General features: G+C 34.1%; 14 protein-coding genes. 1 reads left to right on the forward strand and 13 read right to left on the reverse strand.

From position 1 onward, the window contains the following. Positions 1-146: 146 nt before the first annotated feature. The 7 genes from A3SG_RS21045 to A3SG_RS0103085 all read right to left on the reverse strand — a co-directional run bounded on the left by A3SG_RS21045 (position 147) and on the right by A3SG_RS0103085 (position 6,037). On the reverse strand, positions 147-302 hold the full coding sequence (locus A3SG_RS21045) for a response regulator (RefSeq protein WP_016988534.1): 156 nt from the start codon (positions 300-302) through the stop codon (positions 147-149). 82 nt (positions 303-384) lie between these two features. Then, positions 385-774, reverse strand: a complete 390-nt coding sequence (locus tag A3SG_RS23040) for an ATP-binding protein (RefSeq protein ID WP_083832399.1) — start codon at positions 772-774, stop codon at positions 385-387. A gap of 51 nt (positions 775-825) precedes the next feature. After that, positions 826-1,155, reverse strand: a complete 330-nt coding sequence (locus A3SG_RS0103060; RefSeq protein ID WP_083832397.1) for a histidine kinase dimerization/phospho-acceptor domain-containing protein — start codon at positions 1,153-1,155, stop codon at positions 826-828. 141 nt (positions 1,156-1,296) lie between these two features. After that, positions 1,297-1,572, reverse strand: coding sequence for a PAS domain-containing protein (locus tag A3SG_RS0103065; RefSeq protein ID WP_016988537.1), 276 nt, complete (start codon positions 1,570-1,572; stop codon positions 1,297-1,299). Beyond that, positions 1,557-2,117 carry a hypothetical protein gene (locus A3SG_RS0103070; protein ID WP_016988538.1) on the reverse strand — a complete coding sequence of 187 codons (561 nt, stop codon included), beginning with the start codon at positions 2,115-2,117 and terminating at the stop codon, positions 1,557-1,559. Before A3SG_RS0103070 ends, A3SG_RS0103065 begins: the two co-directional genes overlap by 16 nt. Before the next feature lie 1,631 nt (positions 2,118-3,748). Further along, entirely contained in the window at positions 3,749-4,237 is a 489-nt protein-coding gene (locus A3SG_RS0103080) for a mechanosensitive ion channel domain-containing protein (protein WP_016988540.1), read from the reverse strand. Positions 4,238-4,387: 150 nt separating this feature from the next. After that, positions 4,388-6,037, reverse strand: coding sequence for a SulP family inorganic anion transporter (locus A3SG_RS0103085; protein ID WP_016988541.1), 1,650 nt, complete (start codon positions 6,035-6,037; stop codon positions 4,388-4,390). Between the two features lie 618 nt (positions 6,038-6,655). On the opposite strand from A3SG_RS0103085, the gene trhA reads away from it, so the two are divergent. After that, positions 6,656-7,303 carry a PAQR family membrane homeostasis protein TrhA gene (gene trhA, locus A3SG_RS0103090; RefSeq protein WP_016988542.1) on the forward strand — a complete coding sequence of 216 codons (648 nt, stop codon included), beginning with the start codon at positions 6,656-6,658 and terminating at the stop codon, positions 7,301-7,303. A gap of 352 nt (positions 7,304-7,655) precedes the next feature. On the opposite strand, the gene A3SG_RS0103095 is transcribed toward trhA, so the two are convergent. The 6 genes from A3SG_RS0103095 to A3SG_RS0103125 all read right to left on the reverse strand — a co-directional run bounded on the left by A3SG_RS0103095 (position 7,656) and on the right by A3SG_RS0103125 (position 17,244). Then, positions 7,656-9,911 (reverse strand): FUSC family protein, encoded by a 2,256-nt coding sequence (locus A3SG_RS0103095; protein ID WP_016988543.1) that lies wholly within the window; start codon positions 9,909-9,911, stop codon positions 7,656-7,658. 531 nt (positions 9,912-10,442) lie between these two features. Next, positions 10,443-11,615 (reverse strand): hypothetical protein, encoded by a 1,173-nt coding sequence (locus tag A3SG_RS0103100; RefSeq protein ID WP_016988544.1) that lies wholly within the window; start codon positions 11,613-11,615, stop codon positions 10,443-10,445. 361 nt (positions 11,616-11,976) lie between these two features. Continuing rightward, positions 11,977-12,774 (reverse strand): DUF1853 family protein, encoded by a 798-nt coding sequence (locus A3SG_RS0103105; RefSeq protein ID WP_050979817.1) that lies wholly within the window; start codon positions 12,772-12,774, stop codon positions 11,977-11,979. 756 nt (positions 12,775-13,530) lie between these two features. Then, positions 13,531-14,196 (reverse strand): hypothetical protein, encoded by a 666-nt coding sequence (locus A3SG_RS0103115; RefSeq protein WP_016988547.1) that lies wholly within the window; start codon positions 14,194-14,196, stop codon positions 13,531-13,533. A gap of 385 nt (positions 14,197-14,581) precedes the next feature. After that, a complete protein-coding gene (locus A3SG_RS0103120; protein WP_016988548.1) occupies positions 14,582-15,445 on the reverse strand; it encodes a mechanosensitive ion channel family protein in 864 nt (287 codons plus the stop codon). A gap of 2 nt (positions 15,446-15,447) precedes the next feature. Next, positions 15,448-17,244 carry an SLC13 family permease gene (locus A3SG_RS0103125; protein WP_016988549.1) on the reverse strand — a complete coding sequence of 599 codons (1,797 nt, stop codon included), beginning with the start codon at positions 17,242-17,244 and terminating at the stop codon, positions 15,448-15,450. Positions 17,245-18,292 lie beyond the last annotated feature (1,048 nt).

The following is an 18,292-nucleotide window of genomic DNA, read 5'->3' on the forward strand; positions in this document are numbered from 1 at the left end:
TGTACGAATTACTGTAATCAGATATTAAAAGCACAAAGTACGATACTTACACGTCAGCAGTTAAATGATCAACATCTTGCTTTATACTCGTTCTTTTCTTCCCATCATGCGATAAACCTTATGTGTTGTTCCTACTGTAAAGTAAATTATTTAGATTTTAGTAATTCCAAGATTTTATGATATAATAATTTTTTGTCAATAGGTTTTGAAATGTAGTTGTTCATACCTATCGCTTTACACTTTTCTACATCAGCGGTATTTACATCAGCGGTTAATGCAATGGTTGAGATTTGTAATTTCATTTTATTGCGGGTATGTTAAGTAGTTTCAAATGGATTCATTACGTTCATCTGTAAGTCCATTAGAATAATATCATAAATACTTTTAGGGTTGGACTTTTGTGTTGTATTGCTCTTCTTCATTTTCAAATTGTACTTCTTTATTAGTTTTTTGAAAATTTAAAGTGAAACTAAAAGTGGATCCTTCATCAACTTTACTTTTTATGGAAATAGTTCCACCCTGTTTTTCAACTAATTGTTTAGCAATGGCAAGACTTAAACCGGTCCCTCCGTTTAAACTTGAGGTGGGGGGGCTTGCTTGTTCAAAGTTTTCAAAAATAGTTGCGATTTTGTTATTTGGAATGCTAATGCCGGTATCGGAAACTTTAATTTCAAGTGTTACCTTTTCTTCATTTTCATCTATTAAATTAACGCTTAAGGTGATTTTTCCTTTTGCAGTAAACTTTATCGCATTGCTTAAAAGACAAGTAAGAATTTAATTCAAATGTATTGAATCCCCGAATACTATTTCGGGAATTTAGAGATCCTACTCCCTTACTAATTCTAAATTCATTTCCTGAATTTTAGGTTCAAATAAATGAATAATGGTAGTTATTGACTCTGTGATTTTAAAAGGCGAATTAATAAAGATTATTTTCCCACAATCTACTTTTGCTAAATTAAGTATGTCGTTTATAAGCACAATTAAAGTATTTCCACTTGATTTTATAGCTTCTAAATATTCTTGTTGTTTTTCTGTCAAGGCTGTTTTCATAAACACTTTTGTAAAACCAATACTTGAGTTCATAGGAGTCCTGATTTCATGAGTAATGTTTGAAAGGAATTGTTGTTTTGAGACAACCGCATTCTTAGCTATCGATGCGGTACTTTCAGCATTGGCTTTTGCTTCGGCTTATTCTTGATCGTACTTTTTCTGCTTTGTAATATCAATGCTAATAGCAGCAAGCGTATGAGCTTCGCCAAATTCATCATAATAAAAAAGTCCAAAAGATTTAATTCAAACAATAGCGCCATCGTTTGCGCGTCTAATTCGATACGCTACCTCATAAATTGTATGATCAACCTTTGTTTGATTTATTTTTTGAAAAGCATATTCTTTATTGTCCGGAACGATTACTTTATGCCAGTCTTCGTAAGTTAAATTTTCACTATGTTCAGCATATCCACACATTATTTTATGGAAATCAGACCAATTAAGTTTTGATGAAATAGGGTAGAAAGACCAAATACCAACTTTTGCGGAATCAGTTGCTAGTTTTAATTGATCTGCCAATTTTTTTGTTGCACATGACTTTCTTCAATTTGTTTTTTTGCAACCACCTTTTCGGTCACTTTGTTTGCGAGTACGGTAAGACTGGTAATGGTATCGTCCACGTCGCGATAGGGTTGATAGATAGAATTAAAATAAACTTCTACTGGCATTCCGTTGCGAACCAGAACAGCTTTTGTTTCGAAGCCTTCAAAAGCCACTCCGGTAGTATATAATTCTGCAATCAATTGCGGAAAATTCTGATCTTTTAGTTCTGGTACTCCCTCTAGCAGTGGTTTGTTAAATATAGCATCTCCTATTCCGAGGACATTGAGCATTGGCTCATTGGCGAAAGCGACTACCATGTCCGGTCCTTTAAAGATAGCGATTGCCATAAGTGATGTTGACAGGATGTTGCTGAAACGCTTTTCGCTTGCTTCAATTTGTTTGCGGGCATTCACAGTTTTTGTGACTTCTGTTCCGATAAGTATGATGCCGATAATTTTATTATCCAAATCACGTATTGGCTGATATACCATATTGAAATAAGCGGTGTCCGGTTTCCCCATGCGGCAACGGTTGTCCTATTAACAGTTTGTATTATAAAATTTGGACGATGAAATATAGCAATAGCACAGGCGCCTGTGAAATTATATTTTGAAATTTTTCTTCACCTGAATCCATTATCACCTTTTCAGTGACAGCGGTTTTGCTTTTTTAAATAGGCCCATATTATTTCTTTATATCGTGATTTTCCAGACCTTTTATGGACCAGCCTTGACGTTGTTTTTTTTAGCTCAGAAGTACTAAGATAAAAATTAGAAATACTCAAAAAACATGGCTGAGAAGAATTAAGCGACCTTCATTTCGTAGCGGCAAATGACAAAGAATTTTCGAAATAAATTTAACCATAAAATGCAAAAAAGATTTATTAATTATCAAGCTAAAATGAATTATAATCGCTGTCATGGGCTCGTTTTGGGTACTGAATTTAAACTTAGATATTGTCAGATAGCAGTGATTATTTATCATAAAACACTGATAATAGATGTTTTTTTTCGAATCCACTTTATCAGTAGGAATAAATATTTTTTATCAATATCAGAAGGTAATAAAAGAATTTCTGCTGGTGTAAATTAAAAATAAGAAAACATGAAAATAGCAAAAGAGGACATTAAGGTCAAAATGGAATCAATCATATGATTGAAAGGACTAAAGTATAAATTTTATATTTGATGACGGTGAATGAACTTGTGCTTCCAATTATTACATCACGTTCTCGCCGGCAGGAGTGTTTTCTGAAAGCGATTTTACCAGCGGATTAGATTGGCAATCAAATAGGCTTTTCAAGACTATAAAGCGTCCCAGTATCAAATTCAATGTTACTTAATTTGATATTTAAATCTGGCAAGTTTGATAATTACTGCTATTTGCCCAAAAAAATGTACTACTCAATCGATGTCTCAGTAAAAGTGACTTTTTTTCGTTGCTGTAACATCGTCTCAACTACTGAATGACAGCTGTAGGGTCACCGATTTTTTCTATAACTGCACTAAAGGCTATGGAAATAGCTGTGATTTTAGATTATTTGCCTCATTAAGTACGCAGTAGGTGCTCAATATAACAGATAACCGTATCGAATATACTGCGATAAACAGTAGGTAACTCACTTGGTGCTGAGATTCAGAATTATAATTATTAAATACTTCCTCAGATTATTCTAACAATTCAATTTTGGTTAGGTTTTCATCGTAAATAAGTAATCGTTTCGTTAGTTTATTAGATCTGTCCGTTAGCCTATTTTTTAATACCTCTTTCATATAAGTCAATATCTTATTGTCGTTGATTAGCCTATTTTTCTATGTGCTGCAATTTAGCTAAACAGATTTATTTTAAAAGATACAAGCCGTTTTGTTGCTCAAGGAGTTTAATTCCAAAGGGAAAGTGTCGATGGCAACTGCATAGCCATCGAGAGATGCATGCCACGATGTTTCTATGCTGATACCGGTTTAGGTTTATGTGCTTGCTGAAAGGAATTTTTTCCCGTTAGGAAAAAACGAATACATGATATGTATATTTGCTACTTACTGTTTAAAAATAAAGTTATTGACTGCCTGTAGAAAATAAGTATTGACAAATACCACACGAAAGGATTCGCACCGGAGAAGGTAATAAAAGGCCACTAATAGAATTATACCTCTTATTTTTCTGAATTTATTTTTGTTGCTTTTTGTAAAAAAAGGTTATTTGGAATCATGATCTTTTCATCGGTCTCTGTTTTCATAATTACATAGAATAGCCCGATGTCAGACACTCGTCCCGTAATATCATATTCCTTATCAATAATTGTAACTGATTCCCCTAATTTTACGGGATGGCTTATAAAAATGATCAGTGCAGAAGAAATGTTTGAAAGAATGGACCACTGAGCAAATAATGCGATTCCAATAACAGCAAGAACAGAAGTAACAAAAGTCAAAAGCTTTGTCTGTTCAACTCCCCAAATCGCTATTATTATAGTTATGAGTAGTATAAAAGCGACCAAATTAATAAACTTCAAAATAGGTCTCATTCTATATTTTGAATAATCATATTTATTCTGAATCTTTGAAAGAAATTTAATAGTGGCAAATCTTAAAATAAAGAAGGAAGCGATTGCCAGTATTGTTTCTACTACTCTAATATCCATTTCGTTTTTGTTTTAGTTAATTCTAAGCTCTACTGTAACGCTAAAGACAAATACAGCAGTTATCTCTATTTTGATTACTTTTAGCGATTATGATGATACCGTTCAAAATGAATATTTTATTTATAAGTCAAAATTCTAATAGTTAATACTTTATTCTATTGTATTGATCTCTTTTATATAAGCGAATGCTTCTTTTACATTTAGAAAAAGATGCTTCTCTGGAACTAGATTTGGGATAATATCAATTGATCTTAATTTGTCCATGGGTTGCTCTTGAAGGTTTACTAGTAATACCTGCGTGCCTATCTGTTGTAAATCAAATACGATATCTTCTAATGTATAAAGTCCTGATTGATCAATTAGTGGAACTTCGTCCATTCGAATAATTAAGACTTTAATCTTTTTATCGGTAGTGGCAACTTGATTTTTAAGATGCGTTGTAAATCCAAAAAATAGCGGTCCTTTTAGGTGCTTGATTAATACTTTATCTTTATACTCCTCATAGAAAGGCAATTCATCCTGCCATGGTTTTTCGTCTTTCAAGTTTTCTACAGATTCTACGATAATGCCCTTTTCACCCAGATCACTTGCTTTTTTCATAAATAAAATTGATGCTAGTGCCACACCCAGTCCGACTGCTTGGATCAGACTTCCAAAAGTAGTAATTACTAACACTAAAATTAAAACCGCTGCATCGGCTCGTGGTACTCGCAATAAATGCTTTAAGCCTTTGACATCAATAATTTTGAAGCCAATTGGTATGAGTAAGCCTGCTAAAACCGATAGCGGGATATAAGCCGCTAAGGAACCTAAACCTAAAAGAACCGCTAATAAAAATAAGCCATGAATAGTTCCTGAGATCCGGGTTTTCCCTCCAGCATTAATATTGACTACGGTACCTTTTGTTGCTCCTGCACCAGGGATTCCCCCAAAAGCGGCTGCTAACATATTACCTATTCCTTGTCCAATCAATTCTCGATTGCTGTTATGCCGTGTTTTAGTCATATTGTCTGCAATTACCGAAGTCAACAAGGAGTCAATACTACCCAGTACAGCCAGCACGGCAGCATACTCCACTATTAAGGCGTATGCCTCTGTTGGTATAGTATTAAATAGGGTTCCTATCTGTAAATTTGGAATTCCAGATGGAATTTCTCCTATAACGGGAACGTCCCATCCCAAGAAATAACCAGTCAGCGCACCAACAACTAAAGCTGCTAGCGCACTAGGAATAGCTTTGGTGAGTAGTGGGAATAAATAGTAAATCAACACAGTCAAAATGCCCAGTGCAAGCGCATGCATATTAAAGTTCGAAAAAAGTCTAGGTAAATCCTCCAATACTGCGAAGGTTGATTTTGCCGAAATGAGCCCAACAAAAGGAAATAATTGAAGAAGTATAATGATCAGACCCACTCCGCTCATAAAACCTGAAACTACGGGGTAGGGAAAATATTTCACATACCCTGCAATGTTTATAAGTCCAAAAACAATTTGTAAAAGCCCACCTAACAGAAAGCTTAAAAGTATAATTCCCATCGCCGTTTCCAGACTCCCTGTTATTTGAATGGACGCAGCAACTAAGGTAGCGGAAACTACGGTCATTGGTCCAGTTGGTCCACTAGCTTGGGTGGGTGTACCACCGAATATCGCTGCAAATATCCCTACCATGATGGCGCCATAAAGACCTGCAGTAGCACCCATTCCTGATTGCACACCAAATGCAAGAGCTAAGGGTAAGGCAACTACTCCAGCGACTAAACCACCAATAAAATCTCCCTTTAAATTGCTTAAATCTATCATTTTTGATGTTATAAACTTAGTTTTTATTTATTCAGTACCTATTTATAAACGATTGTTTATTCGATAAATCTTCTAAATAATATTATTGTACACACATTTAAATTAAATATGTTTTCAATTAATTCTATCAAAGTATTACCGCTAATAGTTTGGCAATTTGATAAGTTAGGAATCTAAAATTGCGTATTTGTGCTTTACTAAAATACGACTTTTTTTTTAAATCTACTAAAAAGCAAATACACCTAGCATGAAATTCTAATCCTATAATTTTTCATACTAGATAAACCATTCGCTTAGTTACTAAATCTTAGTCTTCATTGTGGGTAAACACGTCTAATCATAATATAACTGCAAAATTCATAAAGTACAAACCCGCTGCATTTGGAATTTATCTTTCCTAATTAATATTTTACAACGATGAATATTAAATATTTATAGCAAATTAGTGTTTATGAGATTCAAGCAAAAGAATTTGTCCGCAGGCGGGGAAGACCTCTTAAAAACAGACTTGATAGGAATGAAAGGGGAAATTATATAGCCAATAGAGCTAACTTAGGATTAGATTTGAGTAATTTTACAAAAAGGCGTTATAACAATATGCCTTAGCAACTCAATTTTATGCCAACTCAAAACTCAAATACTCAAATCAAGCAAGAACTGGTAAACAGTATCGTACATGGTTTTGGAATTATTTTTGGGATTGTTAGCATTCCTATTTTAATAGCATTTGCCATTAAAAGTGATAACACTTCGGGGGTTGTTGGGGCCGCTATATATGGTTTTTGTTTTTTACAACTTTTTACTTTTTCCACACTCTACCATGGAATTCAACACACTCAGGCAAAACGAACACTTGAAATCCTGGATCACATCAGTATTTATTTCTTAATAGCGGGTACTTATACGCCGTTTTTACTACTATATATGCCTAATTCTTTCGGCATCACGTTGCTTTCGGTTTTGTGGGGTCTTACTGTATTGGGAATAATCTATAAGATTTTTTTTATTGGAAAATGGAAGATCTTATCAACGCTAATTTACATAGGAATGGGTTTGATTATGGTTGTTGGCGGACGTACGTTTTTTGAAAGTATTCCTTCTAATATACTCACAATGATCCTAATTGGAGCCGCACTTTACCTGATAGGTGTTGTTTTTTACCTGTGGAAGAAATATCGGTACAACCACGCTGTTTGGCATTTTTTTGTGCTCGCAGCTGCTGTTTGTCATTACGTCGCTATCTTATTGGCGGTCGAGTCGAGTTGATAGCAAAATAAATTGGTTTTATAATCAAATAAAGGAGGCACCCTTTATGGATAGTCAGACGAGGTTAACGGTAAAGAAAAAAGACTTGATATTCGATTATAAAGGAAGGTACAAGTCTTTTATTTCATAAACTAGATACTAGAAAGCGGCAGTTTAAGTGATAAGTGCTTAACAAGTAATGCGTTGCTTTTTTCGCTATTAGGCATAAATATTATCAATTAGGATGAGGACTGAATAGTTAGAATACTTAATAAAGAGGGTAGGGACAAGGACCAAATTCAATTCGTGAGGACGTGCCATAATTAAAAATAAAAAGTTAGTTGGGCGTATTTCCTGATATTGAAGAAATTGGCTATTGGTCCTCTACGATAGAGGAATGATAGCCTTTCGTTGCTTTTTGTAGGTTTTCCGAAAGCGATTTCAACCAGGTCATGTGATTGGCAATCAAATAAGCTTCCTGCAGGCCATGAAGCGTTTCGGTATCTAATTCAGTGTTTCCTTGCCTGATATTTTCATCTCGCAAATTTGATAATTGCTGGTATTTGCCCAATAACTTTTCTTCCGCATCTTCAACAGTTTCTTCAGTGACGGTTTTCTTTATTTGAGTATCGTCTAAACTATCGAATGAGATTTGTAGGGTATTGGCTATTCTTTTAATGAGTATATTAAATTCGATAGAAGCAGGTGTGGTTTTATGACTACTTATAAAACTACCTATCGATGCGATAGCAGAAATCATGGTCTGGTTAAGCGTAACAATTTCATAAATCAGTTGAAACTCGGTCTGTTTTGATTTTGGGTCTTGGGTCAATCGTTGGAACGCAGCATTTAAGTTACTTATAGCGAGAAAGGCTTCTTTCCTTGCCAAACTATAGGAGAGTTTGTGTTCAGAGGGATCTTGATACAACATTTGTGTCGCTAAAAGATATTCTTTGTTCCTTTTCAAAGCATTCAGAAGTACCTGTTTTAGATTGTTGGCTTCCCAACTTGGCACAACGATATAATTAGCAATCACAGCGATAGTGGATCCAATGATGGTGTCGATGACCCGATATTGGATCACTTCAAAGGCATTAGGATTGATAAAGGAATACACAAAGATGATACTAATGGTAATCAATGCGGCAGCAAACTTATAATTTTGCTGTATCAATGCAAATGCAAATATCAAGGAAACAAGTGCCAATATGCCATAGATCACTACATTTTGAGTGATCAGCACAATACCAACAGCAACAGCGCCACCGATGAGTGTGCCGATGATACGATCTTTAGAACGCTCTTTAGTTAGGCCATAGCTAGGTCGCATAATAACAATAATGGTCAGCAAAATCCAATAGGTGTTTTGTATGTCAAAAATAAAACCTAACAGATAAGCAAATACAATCGCAATGGCAAGTCGCAAGGAATGTCTAAACATGGTGGAATCTAAACTGAAGTTTTGGACAAGGACATTCAGCCTGTATTCTTGGAGTGTTAAAAACTGACTCGAATCTTCTCTTTTTAAGGATACTTTGGATGCCTCTTTGACATTGGCCATTAAACGTCTTATAGTTCTGATTTCTTGAAGTAGCTGTTCTTGGTAATCGTATAGATTTTTCAATACTAAAGCTCCTTCACGCGCTTCAGGTAATTTGATGGTATTGGTGTAATTTGCAATTGATTCGTTGGCTTCTGATAGCGCATTTAATAAAATATCTTTATCTGGTATTTTATCATTTTGAATCAATAATTCGGACAAACGAATAAGGTGGTTGCCCATGATTTTACTCAGGTTTTTTGAAGCTTTTAGAAATTCTTTATGCTCGCCAAAAATGCTATCGATCATTTTATAATCCAAATGTTTTGCTTCTATCAGTTCGAAGATATTAATAGAAGAAAGCAAGATTAAGAGTTGCTTTTCTTCATAATGCGAACGACCAGAGCGCTTCCTTGAGGTAAGCAGTGTTTCTCGCAGTGTTTCATGCTTTTCGTTGATCTGATGTTGCAGGACAAAGCTTTTTTTAAGGTGTTCGTCACGCGCAGTTTTCTTTGTTAGTAATTTGGCTCTTAATTTTAGGTATTCACCAATAAGGAGAAGTGTATCTGATAATAATTGATTTTGATCTTTTACAGGAGCAAATTTTCGAAAAATAAAGGATACGACCAAATACCAAAGACCACCCAATCCCATTAAGGCGACTTGAATCATAATCTCATATGCTGTTTCTTTTTGAATGGCAATTGCTATTACCATCGATAACAAGCCAGAAAAGGAAACTAAAGATGCTCTAAAACCATAAACCGATAGTAGCGATACGAGAAACGTTATGACAGTAATTGCTAGCAATAAGAGGGGTAAGAAAGGTTTTGCAAATAGGATTATAGTTGTAATGACCATTGTTAATCCAATACTGACTAAGATGGCATTGACCTTGCGTTTTACGCTTCCAGGGATATCTCCAGGGGCATTTATAAAAGCACCAATGACAACCGCTGGAGCATATTCAAAATAACCTACAAAATACAGCAGGGCGAGGGGCACGGCGATTCCAACTCCAATGCGGATTCCGCGGTCAAAGCTGGAACTTTTTAAAAATAATTCTACTTGTTTGAGTTTTTCTTTCAAGCGCTTTTGTAATTTAATTCTAAAGGTAGAATAATTGACGTGAAGTATTGTGTCGTAGCGTTTTTTAATTAGTTCATTTAAACGAATTGCCCAGAGTGAACTAATTATAAACCCTTTATTAGATATCAGCTAATTTCACACTTATGGCTCAGTTTATTTTGATTTTCAGTATCAAAATTATCTCTAATTAATTTTCGCTGCAATAACTAGTAACCTATACCACAGCGAGTCCAGTCCTGCTAAAACAAAATAAAACTCTAAAAATCAAATTGATAAGGTGAAACAGATCAAGCAAAAAACCAGTTAAAAATTGTTTACTAATATTTAAAAGACGCCTAGAAACGCTATCTAAATTTTTTCGTTTAAGTATTTTTTTTCTATTGGAGTTGGCTATCACGTTTAGTGTAAGAATATGTTGCTAAATGCAGATCAGCACTATAAAGTGAAAAAACGGTTGAGGTAGTCTACTATCGATAAAATCAAAACTTCCTTTGCTATTATTTGTTATCCAATGCTGGCAGCATACCGACTTTACTCACTTCCCATTGGTTTACCAAAATACATTAATTCCCAAACTGCCGAAGAACTAACATGTTTATCTACTAGAACATTTCCTTTATAAACCCTCAACTCCGCTTTTCCTTTAAACCTGAAATAGGCTGGATTTAGTCCCGTAAGCATTTTAGCCATTCTATATTTTAAACCTTTGCCAAGTATTTCTGCAAGAAGATTTGATTCTACAATAAAATTCTCTTTATAAAGATAATATTCATATCGATATTCCTCTTTTGGGCTATCATAAATAAAAAGCAAATCATCGCTTACCTCTTTATTTAATGTTGGATGCATCTTACCCATCGTTCTATACAATTTTACGTTCTCTCCATTGTCTGTAATTGTTTTCCCATCTTTTGAGATGTTAAAAACGATAGTACTTTCGTTATTAAATTCTTTTTCTGCAATCATTTCTGAAGCAATTACATTATACGGTCCAATTTCGGCTCTAGACCAATACCAATGGTTAAATAGTTCCATAATAGAATTATTTCCCCAATTGTGATCGTGGTAACCTGAACCTGAAGTCTTTATTTCTTTTCCATCGTAGTTGTACGACAAAGCAACTTTCCCTTGAGGTACCGGCACGACCCAATTAAATTCCTTACTTTTCTCTGTGCCAAATAAAAGATGCCCCGTTTTTGGTCTCCAGCTTTCAGTAGTCCTAGTAATTTTAGCTGTTAAATTGATATCTTCATCTTCAAAATGTATTTCATAGGTTTTTAAATTTCCTGCGAAATAATTTTTGCCAATTTTAACGTTACACGAATCTTTTGAAGCAAAAAAATCGTCTGGGTCACCTATAAAAGACTTTTCTATTTTGGTTCCATCCGCCTTATCAATATTAAGTGTAACTAGTGGGGCCAGTGATTTATTAATACTTGTCATGAATTTAGTAAAAAACACAATTACTACCGTACTTCCATCATCTAAATGCGTGTCAAAATACCACCATTCATAGGTTCCTTTTTCTCCGGAAGTTCTCATACCATCCTCCCATTTTTCAGGAACATTGGATTCATTTAAATTGTATTTTGCATAATCGCTACTTAGCTCAACTAAATTACTTTGTGAATGCTGTGCAAGTATTGTATTCGAGGTAAAACAAACTAATGCGATAGTTAAAAATGGTATTATATATTCTTTCATAATTTATTATTTCCAGTTGTTGTTTGTTCCACTAAAGTTATTGTCAATCTGTAGGATACGCGGGTCACAAAGAGTTAAAATTACATTGTCTTTTGATTAGAGCAAACGGGTGTGCGAAGCACTAAATTCATCATCATGTTAGACCGATTTAGAACTAAACTTTGAGTAGTGTAAAGCGTAAAAAATTAGATTTTTGTAAAAATAATTTAAAACTAGGTACAATACAAAAAAAAGAGAGTGAAGTAGTAAAATAAGTCATACTAAACGGAAATATGTTTTAGTCTAAATAGGTTCGGTATATCGCTAATGTGCTATGAAAAGAGTACAATGCAATTGGACTATATTGAATGTATAAGTGGTATTACCACCAAACAATAAAGAAAGCGGAATAGGAATCTTTATATTTTTGCCAACATAATGGAGCTTGTTTTTCTGTAATACTAGTGTTAACCTGTTTTTCGATACCAGAAAAATCAGTCCAAATGTCGCTTTCAGATGGGTCCATTCCCCATTCTTTTTTAAATGGGATATAATAGTTTTTTTCGGGATCATCAAGGCTAATAAATGTTTCTAAGCTTACATAGTAGCCTTTTATGGCTTTTTCGTAAGTAGAGCTAAAGCGTCCTTTGTATTTATAAGGAATAAACAAAGAAACTAATAAACAGAGTGCTTGAGAAACTTCGTCAATTGCGATAGTATTAAACTTTGATTTGGTAAGATTATGGTAGAGTAAAGGAAATTGCGTTGTTTTTAATTTTTGTAATTTCTCTTGCAAAGAATCATTCCTATTTGGGCCAATCCAATTATTTATTGGTTCTGGAGAGATGCTAGGGTCAAAGAGATAAAATTTATAAGCTAATTCCATATGGATTACCTGCTTTGTGTTTGTATCTTCGATAATAAAATCAATTTCACCAATGGTTTTTTTATCTTCAATTACCTGAATATTTTCGTAGAGTACTTTGTAGTTGGTCGATGCTTTAATTAATTCAGAAATAATTTTTTCGGCTAAATGGCCCAATCTTAAATTGGTTGGTAGTTGAAACTCCAGATCAGTTGTTAGTTTTAATTTTGATAAATCAAAAGTTTGTAAACCAGTAATAGAAATGTCTAAACTATTCGCTTTTAATATTGATGCTATCCTTGAGTTAGTTTTCATTTTAATATTTTTCCCTATTAGTAGCTTTTTTATTTTGGAATCCTTTTTTTTTGACAATATTTTATAGTCTCAATGTACTAAACTCTATAAGCATTAGAGGTAAACACAGCTAGCCGGTAGTTTGCTGAGGCGAAGTTAATAAAGTATAAACACTAGCGGTTATGAAACGTATAATTTCTACGTATTTCTTAAAATAAAGATTATTTATGGGCTAGAGACTCACGAAAGGATTCGTACAGTAATAAAACGTTCTTCTCAGGTTACTTGCTTTTTAAACTTCTAAAAAGTCAATACATTTGCCCATTTTAAAACAAGTAGTAGTAGAATTGTGATTCCGGTACTAGTGCATATGGCACCTTGCCAATAAAAAAGTCTGGCTGTCCATTTTTCCCACATCTTTTTCCCATATTCTTTTTTTAAATGAGCATTAGTAAGCACCCAAAAAAGAAAAGTGATACTTAAAAATAGCACTATTGCTAGTGTCCTAAATTTTTTCCATTGCTCGTATTTTTAGTTTGAATATTGGAATAGTTTATTTCGGTTTTGTTTCTAGTTTTTCACCTATTTTAGGCCCCTCATATAGTAAATACAAACTGGATAGTCCTTATAATGAATAACTTTCCCTTGTTCGCTTTGCTTGTATTTGAGCTAGTTTAGAGCTTACCTTAATTTATGTTGGTGCTTGTGTTTAATTTATTTCCTTTTTTTAGTTCTGTTTTCAGCATCACTATCATTATTTTTAGTTCCTGATCAAGCCTACTCTTTATATTCTGGTAAAGGGGATATCATAATGTGCGCTTTATGTGTTCCGGGATTCATAATCCAAGGATGATTAGAAGCCATTGGGACTGTTGGCAAACCAGTAGATTCTGATGTGGCCCATGGCATATATACCACATAGCGAAGTTGTGCATCTTCCACTTTTGAAGTTTCAGGATCATACACTGTCTTAGCTCCGTAGTAGATGTGTAAAGTCAATCCAGGAGTTATTTTAAGTTGACCAGTTTTCATCTCTGCTTCACGGATAGCAAATACTTCTTGCTCTGTCTTTCCTTCTGTTCTTAAGGCTCTTCCTCTCGCCATAAAGGGTTCGAGATCTTTATGATAACAGGCAGCACTAAATCCATCCTGATTAGGATTATCTGCAAGAACAATAAATTGATTATCTCCTTCTCTCAGCGTCACAAATTCACCGGCCACATTATATCCAATAACTTTACATTTTAATCTGCTTTCTTTTGGAGCAGCTAGTAATGCTGTTGCAATTAAAGCTTTATCACTATCAATATTCTGTAATTGTTTATTGCTATCATTTAATGTACTTTTTGTTTCGGATTCCTCTATTGTCGTTTTTGTTTTGTCTGATGAATTACAGGAAATCAAAACTCCTGTAAAAAGAAATGCTGTAATAAGATATTTCACGTGTTATTAATTTTTGAGTGTGTGCATAATGAAGCAAATTGGTAGGTCGCTTTAAAATTTCGTTTGCTTGGTGCTTGCTAATTTTTTGATTCAACGAAGAGGCGATGTGAAACGGTAACTTATTTAAATCACGCAGTAGCTGATTATGGATTTTATATTTAGTTACTTGTGATTATCCGCAATTATAAATACACTTAACTTTTTTTCTTTACTGTTATAAAAAAAATAAAACGGTCAATCAACCCTATTATTTGCAAAGTATTTAGTACTCCAGCTACTCCAGACTAAGCGCAATACAAGACTTTGTAGTTTTCCCTCGAGTAAAATCAAGCCTTTTATTTAAAAATCAATTTAATTGTCTGAATCTTCTACTGTTTTTATGATTTTAGATTTCTGACTGTATTATATGTAGATCTCGCTGTGGAAACGGAATTTTAATATCGTTCTGTAATAATTTTTCAAAAATAGCAAAGTTCAGATCGCTTGTAATCTTCCCCTGTTTGTGGATTTGAGCAGTTGTCCAAATGCGCAATTCGAAATTAAGCGAACTCTCTCCGAAATTAATAAAGCGGACCACTGAAGCGGGGTCTTTTAGTACATCTTCATTTTCAAGTGCAACTTCAAGCAACAGTTTTTCAACTAATCTTACATCAGATGAATAGGAAACACCAATAGGAATTCTAAACCGGATTACCTTATCATTATGACTCCAATTGATTACCTCTTTATTGATAAAATCTGAGTTAGGAACAATGATATTGATATTGTCGTTTGTTAAGATGGTTATTGCTCTAGCAGAAATTTTAACTACATTACCTGAGGCGTTCCCTACTTCAATTCGATCTCCAAATTTTACTGGATGCTCTATAAGAATAATAATACCACTGATGAAATTACTAAAGACACTTTGGAGTCCAAAACCAATACCAATTCCCAGCGTACCGAATAGAATTGTTACAATACTCATGTCAACTCCCGCAGTGGAAACAATAATGATTATCCCGATAGTGATAAAGCAAATTCTAAATAAGTTTGCAATGGCATATCTCATACCTAAATCAAGTTTTCTTTTTGGAAGAATTTTGTTTTTAAGAAGCCGCACAATGATGTTTGTGGCTACTATCAATAAAATGATGGAAAGAATAAAGACTGTCAGTTTCCATAGTGTAATTTCATTGTCTCCTAAAGTAAAGATTCTGTAGCCCAGAAAATCCTTTATTTGTTGGAATATGTTTTTTAGTGTATCCATTTTTAAAATTTATAAAATAAGGGGATTAATATTGAGGCAAGTATCCAGAATAACAAATTCAGTGGCGCACCGATCCTAAAGAAATCAAAAAACTTGTAGTTTCCTGCGGCATAAATCATTGTGTTAGTCTGATAGCCTACTGGTGTCATAAAACTCGCTGATGCAGCAAACATTATTGCAAACAAAAAAGGTTTAGCATCGACACCCATACTATCAGCCATTGAAATCGCAATAGGCGTTAGTAGAACAGCGGAAGCACTGTTAGAAATTAATTCAGTTAAAATAGTGGTAACAAAATACAATACAGAAACCAATGCTACAGGCCCCCAACTGCCAAAATATTTCAATATGTTTTCAGCCATTAGCTTGTCGGTTCCAGTTTTTTGCATTGCAATTCCCAGACTAAGTGTACCAGCAAGGAGAAAAATTACATTCCAATCGATAGCGGTGTAGATCTGTGCCATGGTGATTGAACGCAATAAAACCAAAACTGAAATACCTATGATAGAACTTGCAAGTATAGGCAGGATATCGAGAGATGGTAATAAAACTACCAATATTAAAATTGAAAAAACGATCATTAAGTTTCGCTTATTTACTTTAATTTTTTCTTCTTTCTCAGAAATAATGATGAACGGGTTTTCAATGATATTTGCCCCACTTTTGTATTCAGCAAATAGTTCTTTGTCCCCACTAAGTAAAAGGATGTCCCCTGGTCGAAGCACCGCTCTGGTAAGGCGAGTATGAAGAATTCCTCTTCGACTCCTGATAGCAAGAACAACTGCCCCAAACTGATGTTTGAATTTTGTTTGTGAAATAGTTTTCCCTTGCAATTCAGAACCCGGAGTAATAAGCGCTTCTGCAAGTGTAGTATCTTTTGTTCTCTGCTCTTCCTCACTTATTATATTTCCCTGAATAATTTCGACACCTTCTCGTTGCTTAATAGTACTTATCTGTTGAAAATTACAACTTAGTCTTAATACATCATCTGGTTCAAGAATGGTTGAATAATTTGGTTTGGAAAAATGGGCTTGTTTTTTTCTGAATCCAATGATATCAATTTTCAAATCTGTTATTATTGGCGACTGAGATATTGTTTTTCCAATCGATGGAGCACCAGGTAAAATACGAATATCAGTTAGGTAATCTCCCATATCGTATTTCTTCGTTAGTTGCTTTGATATTGTTCTTTCAGGAATTAATTTATTTCCTGCAAGAAGTAAATATAAAACGCCGGCACCAAATAAGAAAATCCCAACCGGTGCCATTTCGAACATTCCAAAAGGAGCGAGTCCTTCTGTTTCTGCAATACCACTCACAATGATATTTGTTGATGTACCAATAAGGGAACAAAGCCCACCGAACATTGATGCGAAAGAAAGAGGGATTAAAACCTTAGAAGGACTGATTTTTGCTTCAGCACTCGCAGACAAAATTATTGGAATAAACACAGCAACCACTGGAGTATTGTTTATAAATGCAGAAATTACGCCTGCAAATACCATTATGAGTAAAAGTCCTTTTGTTCTATTTTTAACCAGTACTTTTGAAAGATAATTTCCAATGTTAACGAGCTGACCCGTATTTAGAATAGCTGCACTCAAGCCGAACATAGCCATTATAGTTATGGTTGCGCTATTACTAAATCCCCCTACGGCTTCTAACGGAGTTAAAACGCCACTTATCATTAATAATGAAATAATAACTAAACCAACCAAGTCCACACTGAGCCAGTCGGTAATAAAAAGTATCACCGCAACAAAGATAATTCCTATTGTAAGCCACTGATCAACTGTCATCTTTTAAGTAGTTTGTTTACTGTTCAGACTTTACATTAATTTGTATTTTAGTTCTTCAAATTATTTTCTCACGACTTCCAGAGTCGGTTTCTTTACCTCTTTTATCTTACATAAGATCGGCCTTACTGATCAAAAATAACTTCTTTATAATCAAATGAAAAATATCGAGAGGAACGGTTCAATTATGTTTTATTGTTTAAGCACTAAGATAACAAAAAGGATTTCGTTCCGGAAGTTAACCAGAATTGAGGCGATATGCTTGAAACACAATCCAGCAATTAGTTATACGCTTTGCTACCTGTATTTTTTATTTTTTCGTTAATAACGGGTACTGGAGTAATTTCAAAAATAGAACGTAGTTGCATATACCATCTTTCTTTTGAATTTAATTTTCAATGCGTTCCTTCCGCTTTATTGTGTATGCTTCGTTTAAATACTAAAGATAGTAAATAAAATATTAATAGAAATCTGCGAGCTCCGATAGGTTATATGTTACTTTACAATAAATTATGATCGTTTTACTAAACTGTATTTTATTCAGACGTTGCTTTTCTAGCGCGTTAAATTCTTTTTTCATAATCAAAAGTGAAACAAGAAATTTCGCTAATTATTCTTTTCCCGATTCGTTTTGTTTTCATCATTTTTCCAATCAAATTCAGACTATACCAAATAGGGACCCAATTCTATAAAGTTCACTTTATTATCAATTTGATCAAAGTCGTATTCTTGTCTAAACACAAAATCCGATCAAGGTTATACCAAACGAATTTATGTTTTAGTCCAAATCGTTTTGGTATTAATCTAATTATGAATGCTTCTCTACTTTGGTGTAAAACATTTTGACCCCGGAGGATGATGGTCGCTTAGTAACTGTTCAATTTTCGGCTGGACGAGAAGAGGAAGCTAAACGGTAACTTCAGTAAATTACGTAGGCCATCAAAATGAATAATAGTTACAGTTATTTACGAGACTATCGACGGTGAAAATTAGAGTTAATTTTTCTTTACTGAAAAAAAACTACTACCGTAAATCAAGTAAAGATAAAAAG

The sequence above is a fragment of the Flavobacterium sp. ACAM 123 genome, from assembly GCF_000264055.1.
Taxonomy (GTDB): domain Bacteria; phylum Bacteroidota; class Bacteroidia; order Flavobacteriales; family Flavobacteriaceae; genus Flavobacterium.

Coding starts and splice junctions, on each gene's coding strand:
- A3SG_RS21045 (WP_016988534.1), bottom strand. CDS start 302: ATGAAATTACAAATCTCAACCATTGCATTAACCGCTGATGTAAATACC.
- A3SG_RS0103070 (WP_016988538.1), bottom strand. CDS start 2,117: ATGGGGAAACCGGACACCGCTTATTTCAATATGGTATATCAGCCAATA.
- A3SG_RS0103080 (WP_016988540.1), bottom strand. CDS start 4,237: ATGGATATTAGAGTAGTAGAAACAATACTGGCAATCGCTTCCTTCTTT.
- A3SG_RS0103085 (WP_016988541.1), bottom strand. CDS start 6,037: ATGATAGATTTAAGCAATTTAAAGGGAGATTTTATTGGTGGTTTAGTC.
- trhA (WP_016988542.1), top strand. CDS start 6,656: ATGCCAACTCAAAACTCAAATACTCAAATCAAGCAAGAACTGGTAAAC.
- A3SG_RS0103100 (WP_016988544.1), bottom strand. CDS start 11,615: ATGAAAGAATATATAATACCATTTTTAACTATCGCATTAGTTTGTTTT.
- A3SG_RS0103105 (WP_050979817.1), bottom strand. CDS start 12,774: ATGAAAACTAACTCAAGGATAGCATCAATATTAAAAGCGAATAGTTTA.
- A3SG_RS0103120 (WP_016988548.1), bottom strand. CDS start 15,445: ATGGATACACTAAAAAACATATTCCAACAAATAAAGGATTTTCTGGGC.
- A3SG_RS0103125 (WP_016988549.1), bottom strand. CDS start 17,244: ATGACAGTTGATCAGTGGCTTACAATAGGAATTATCTTTGTTGCGGTG.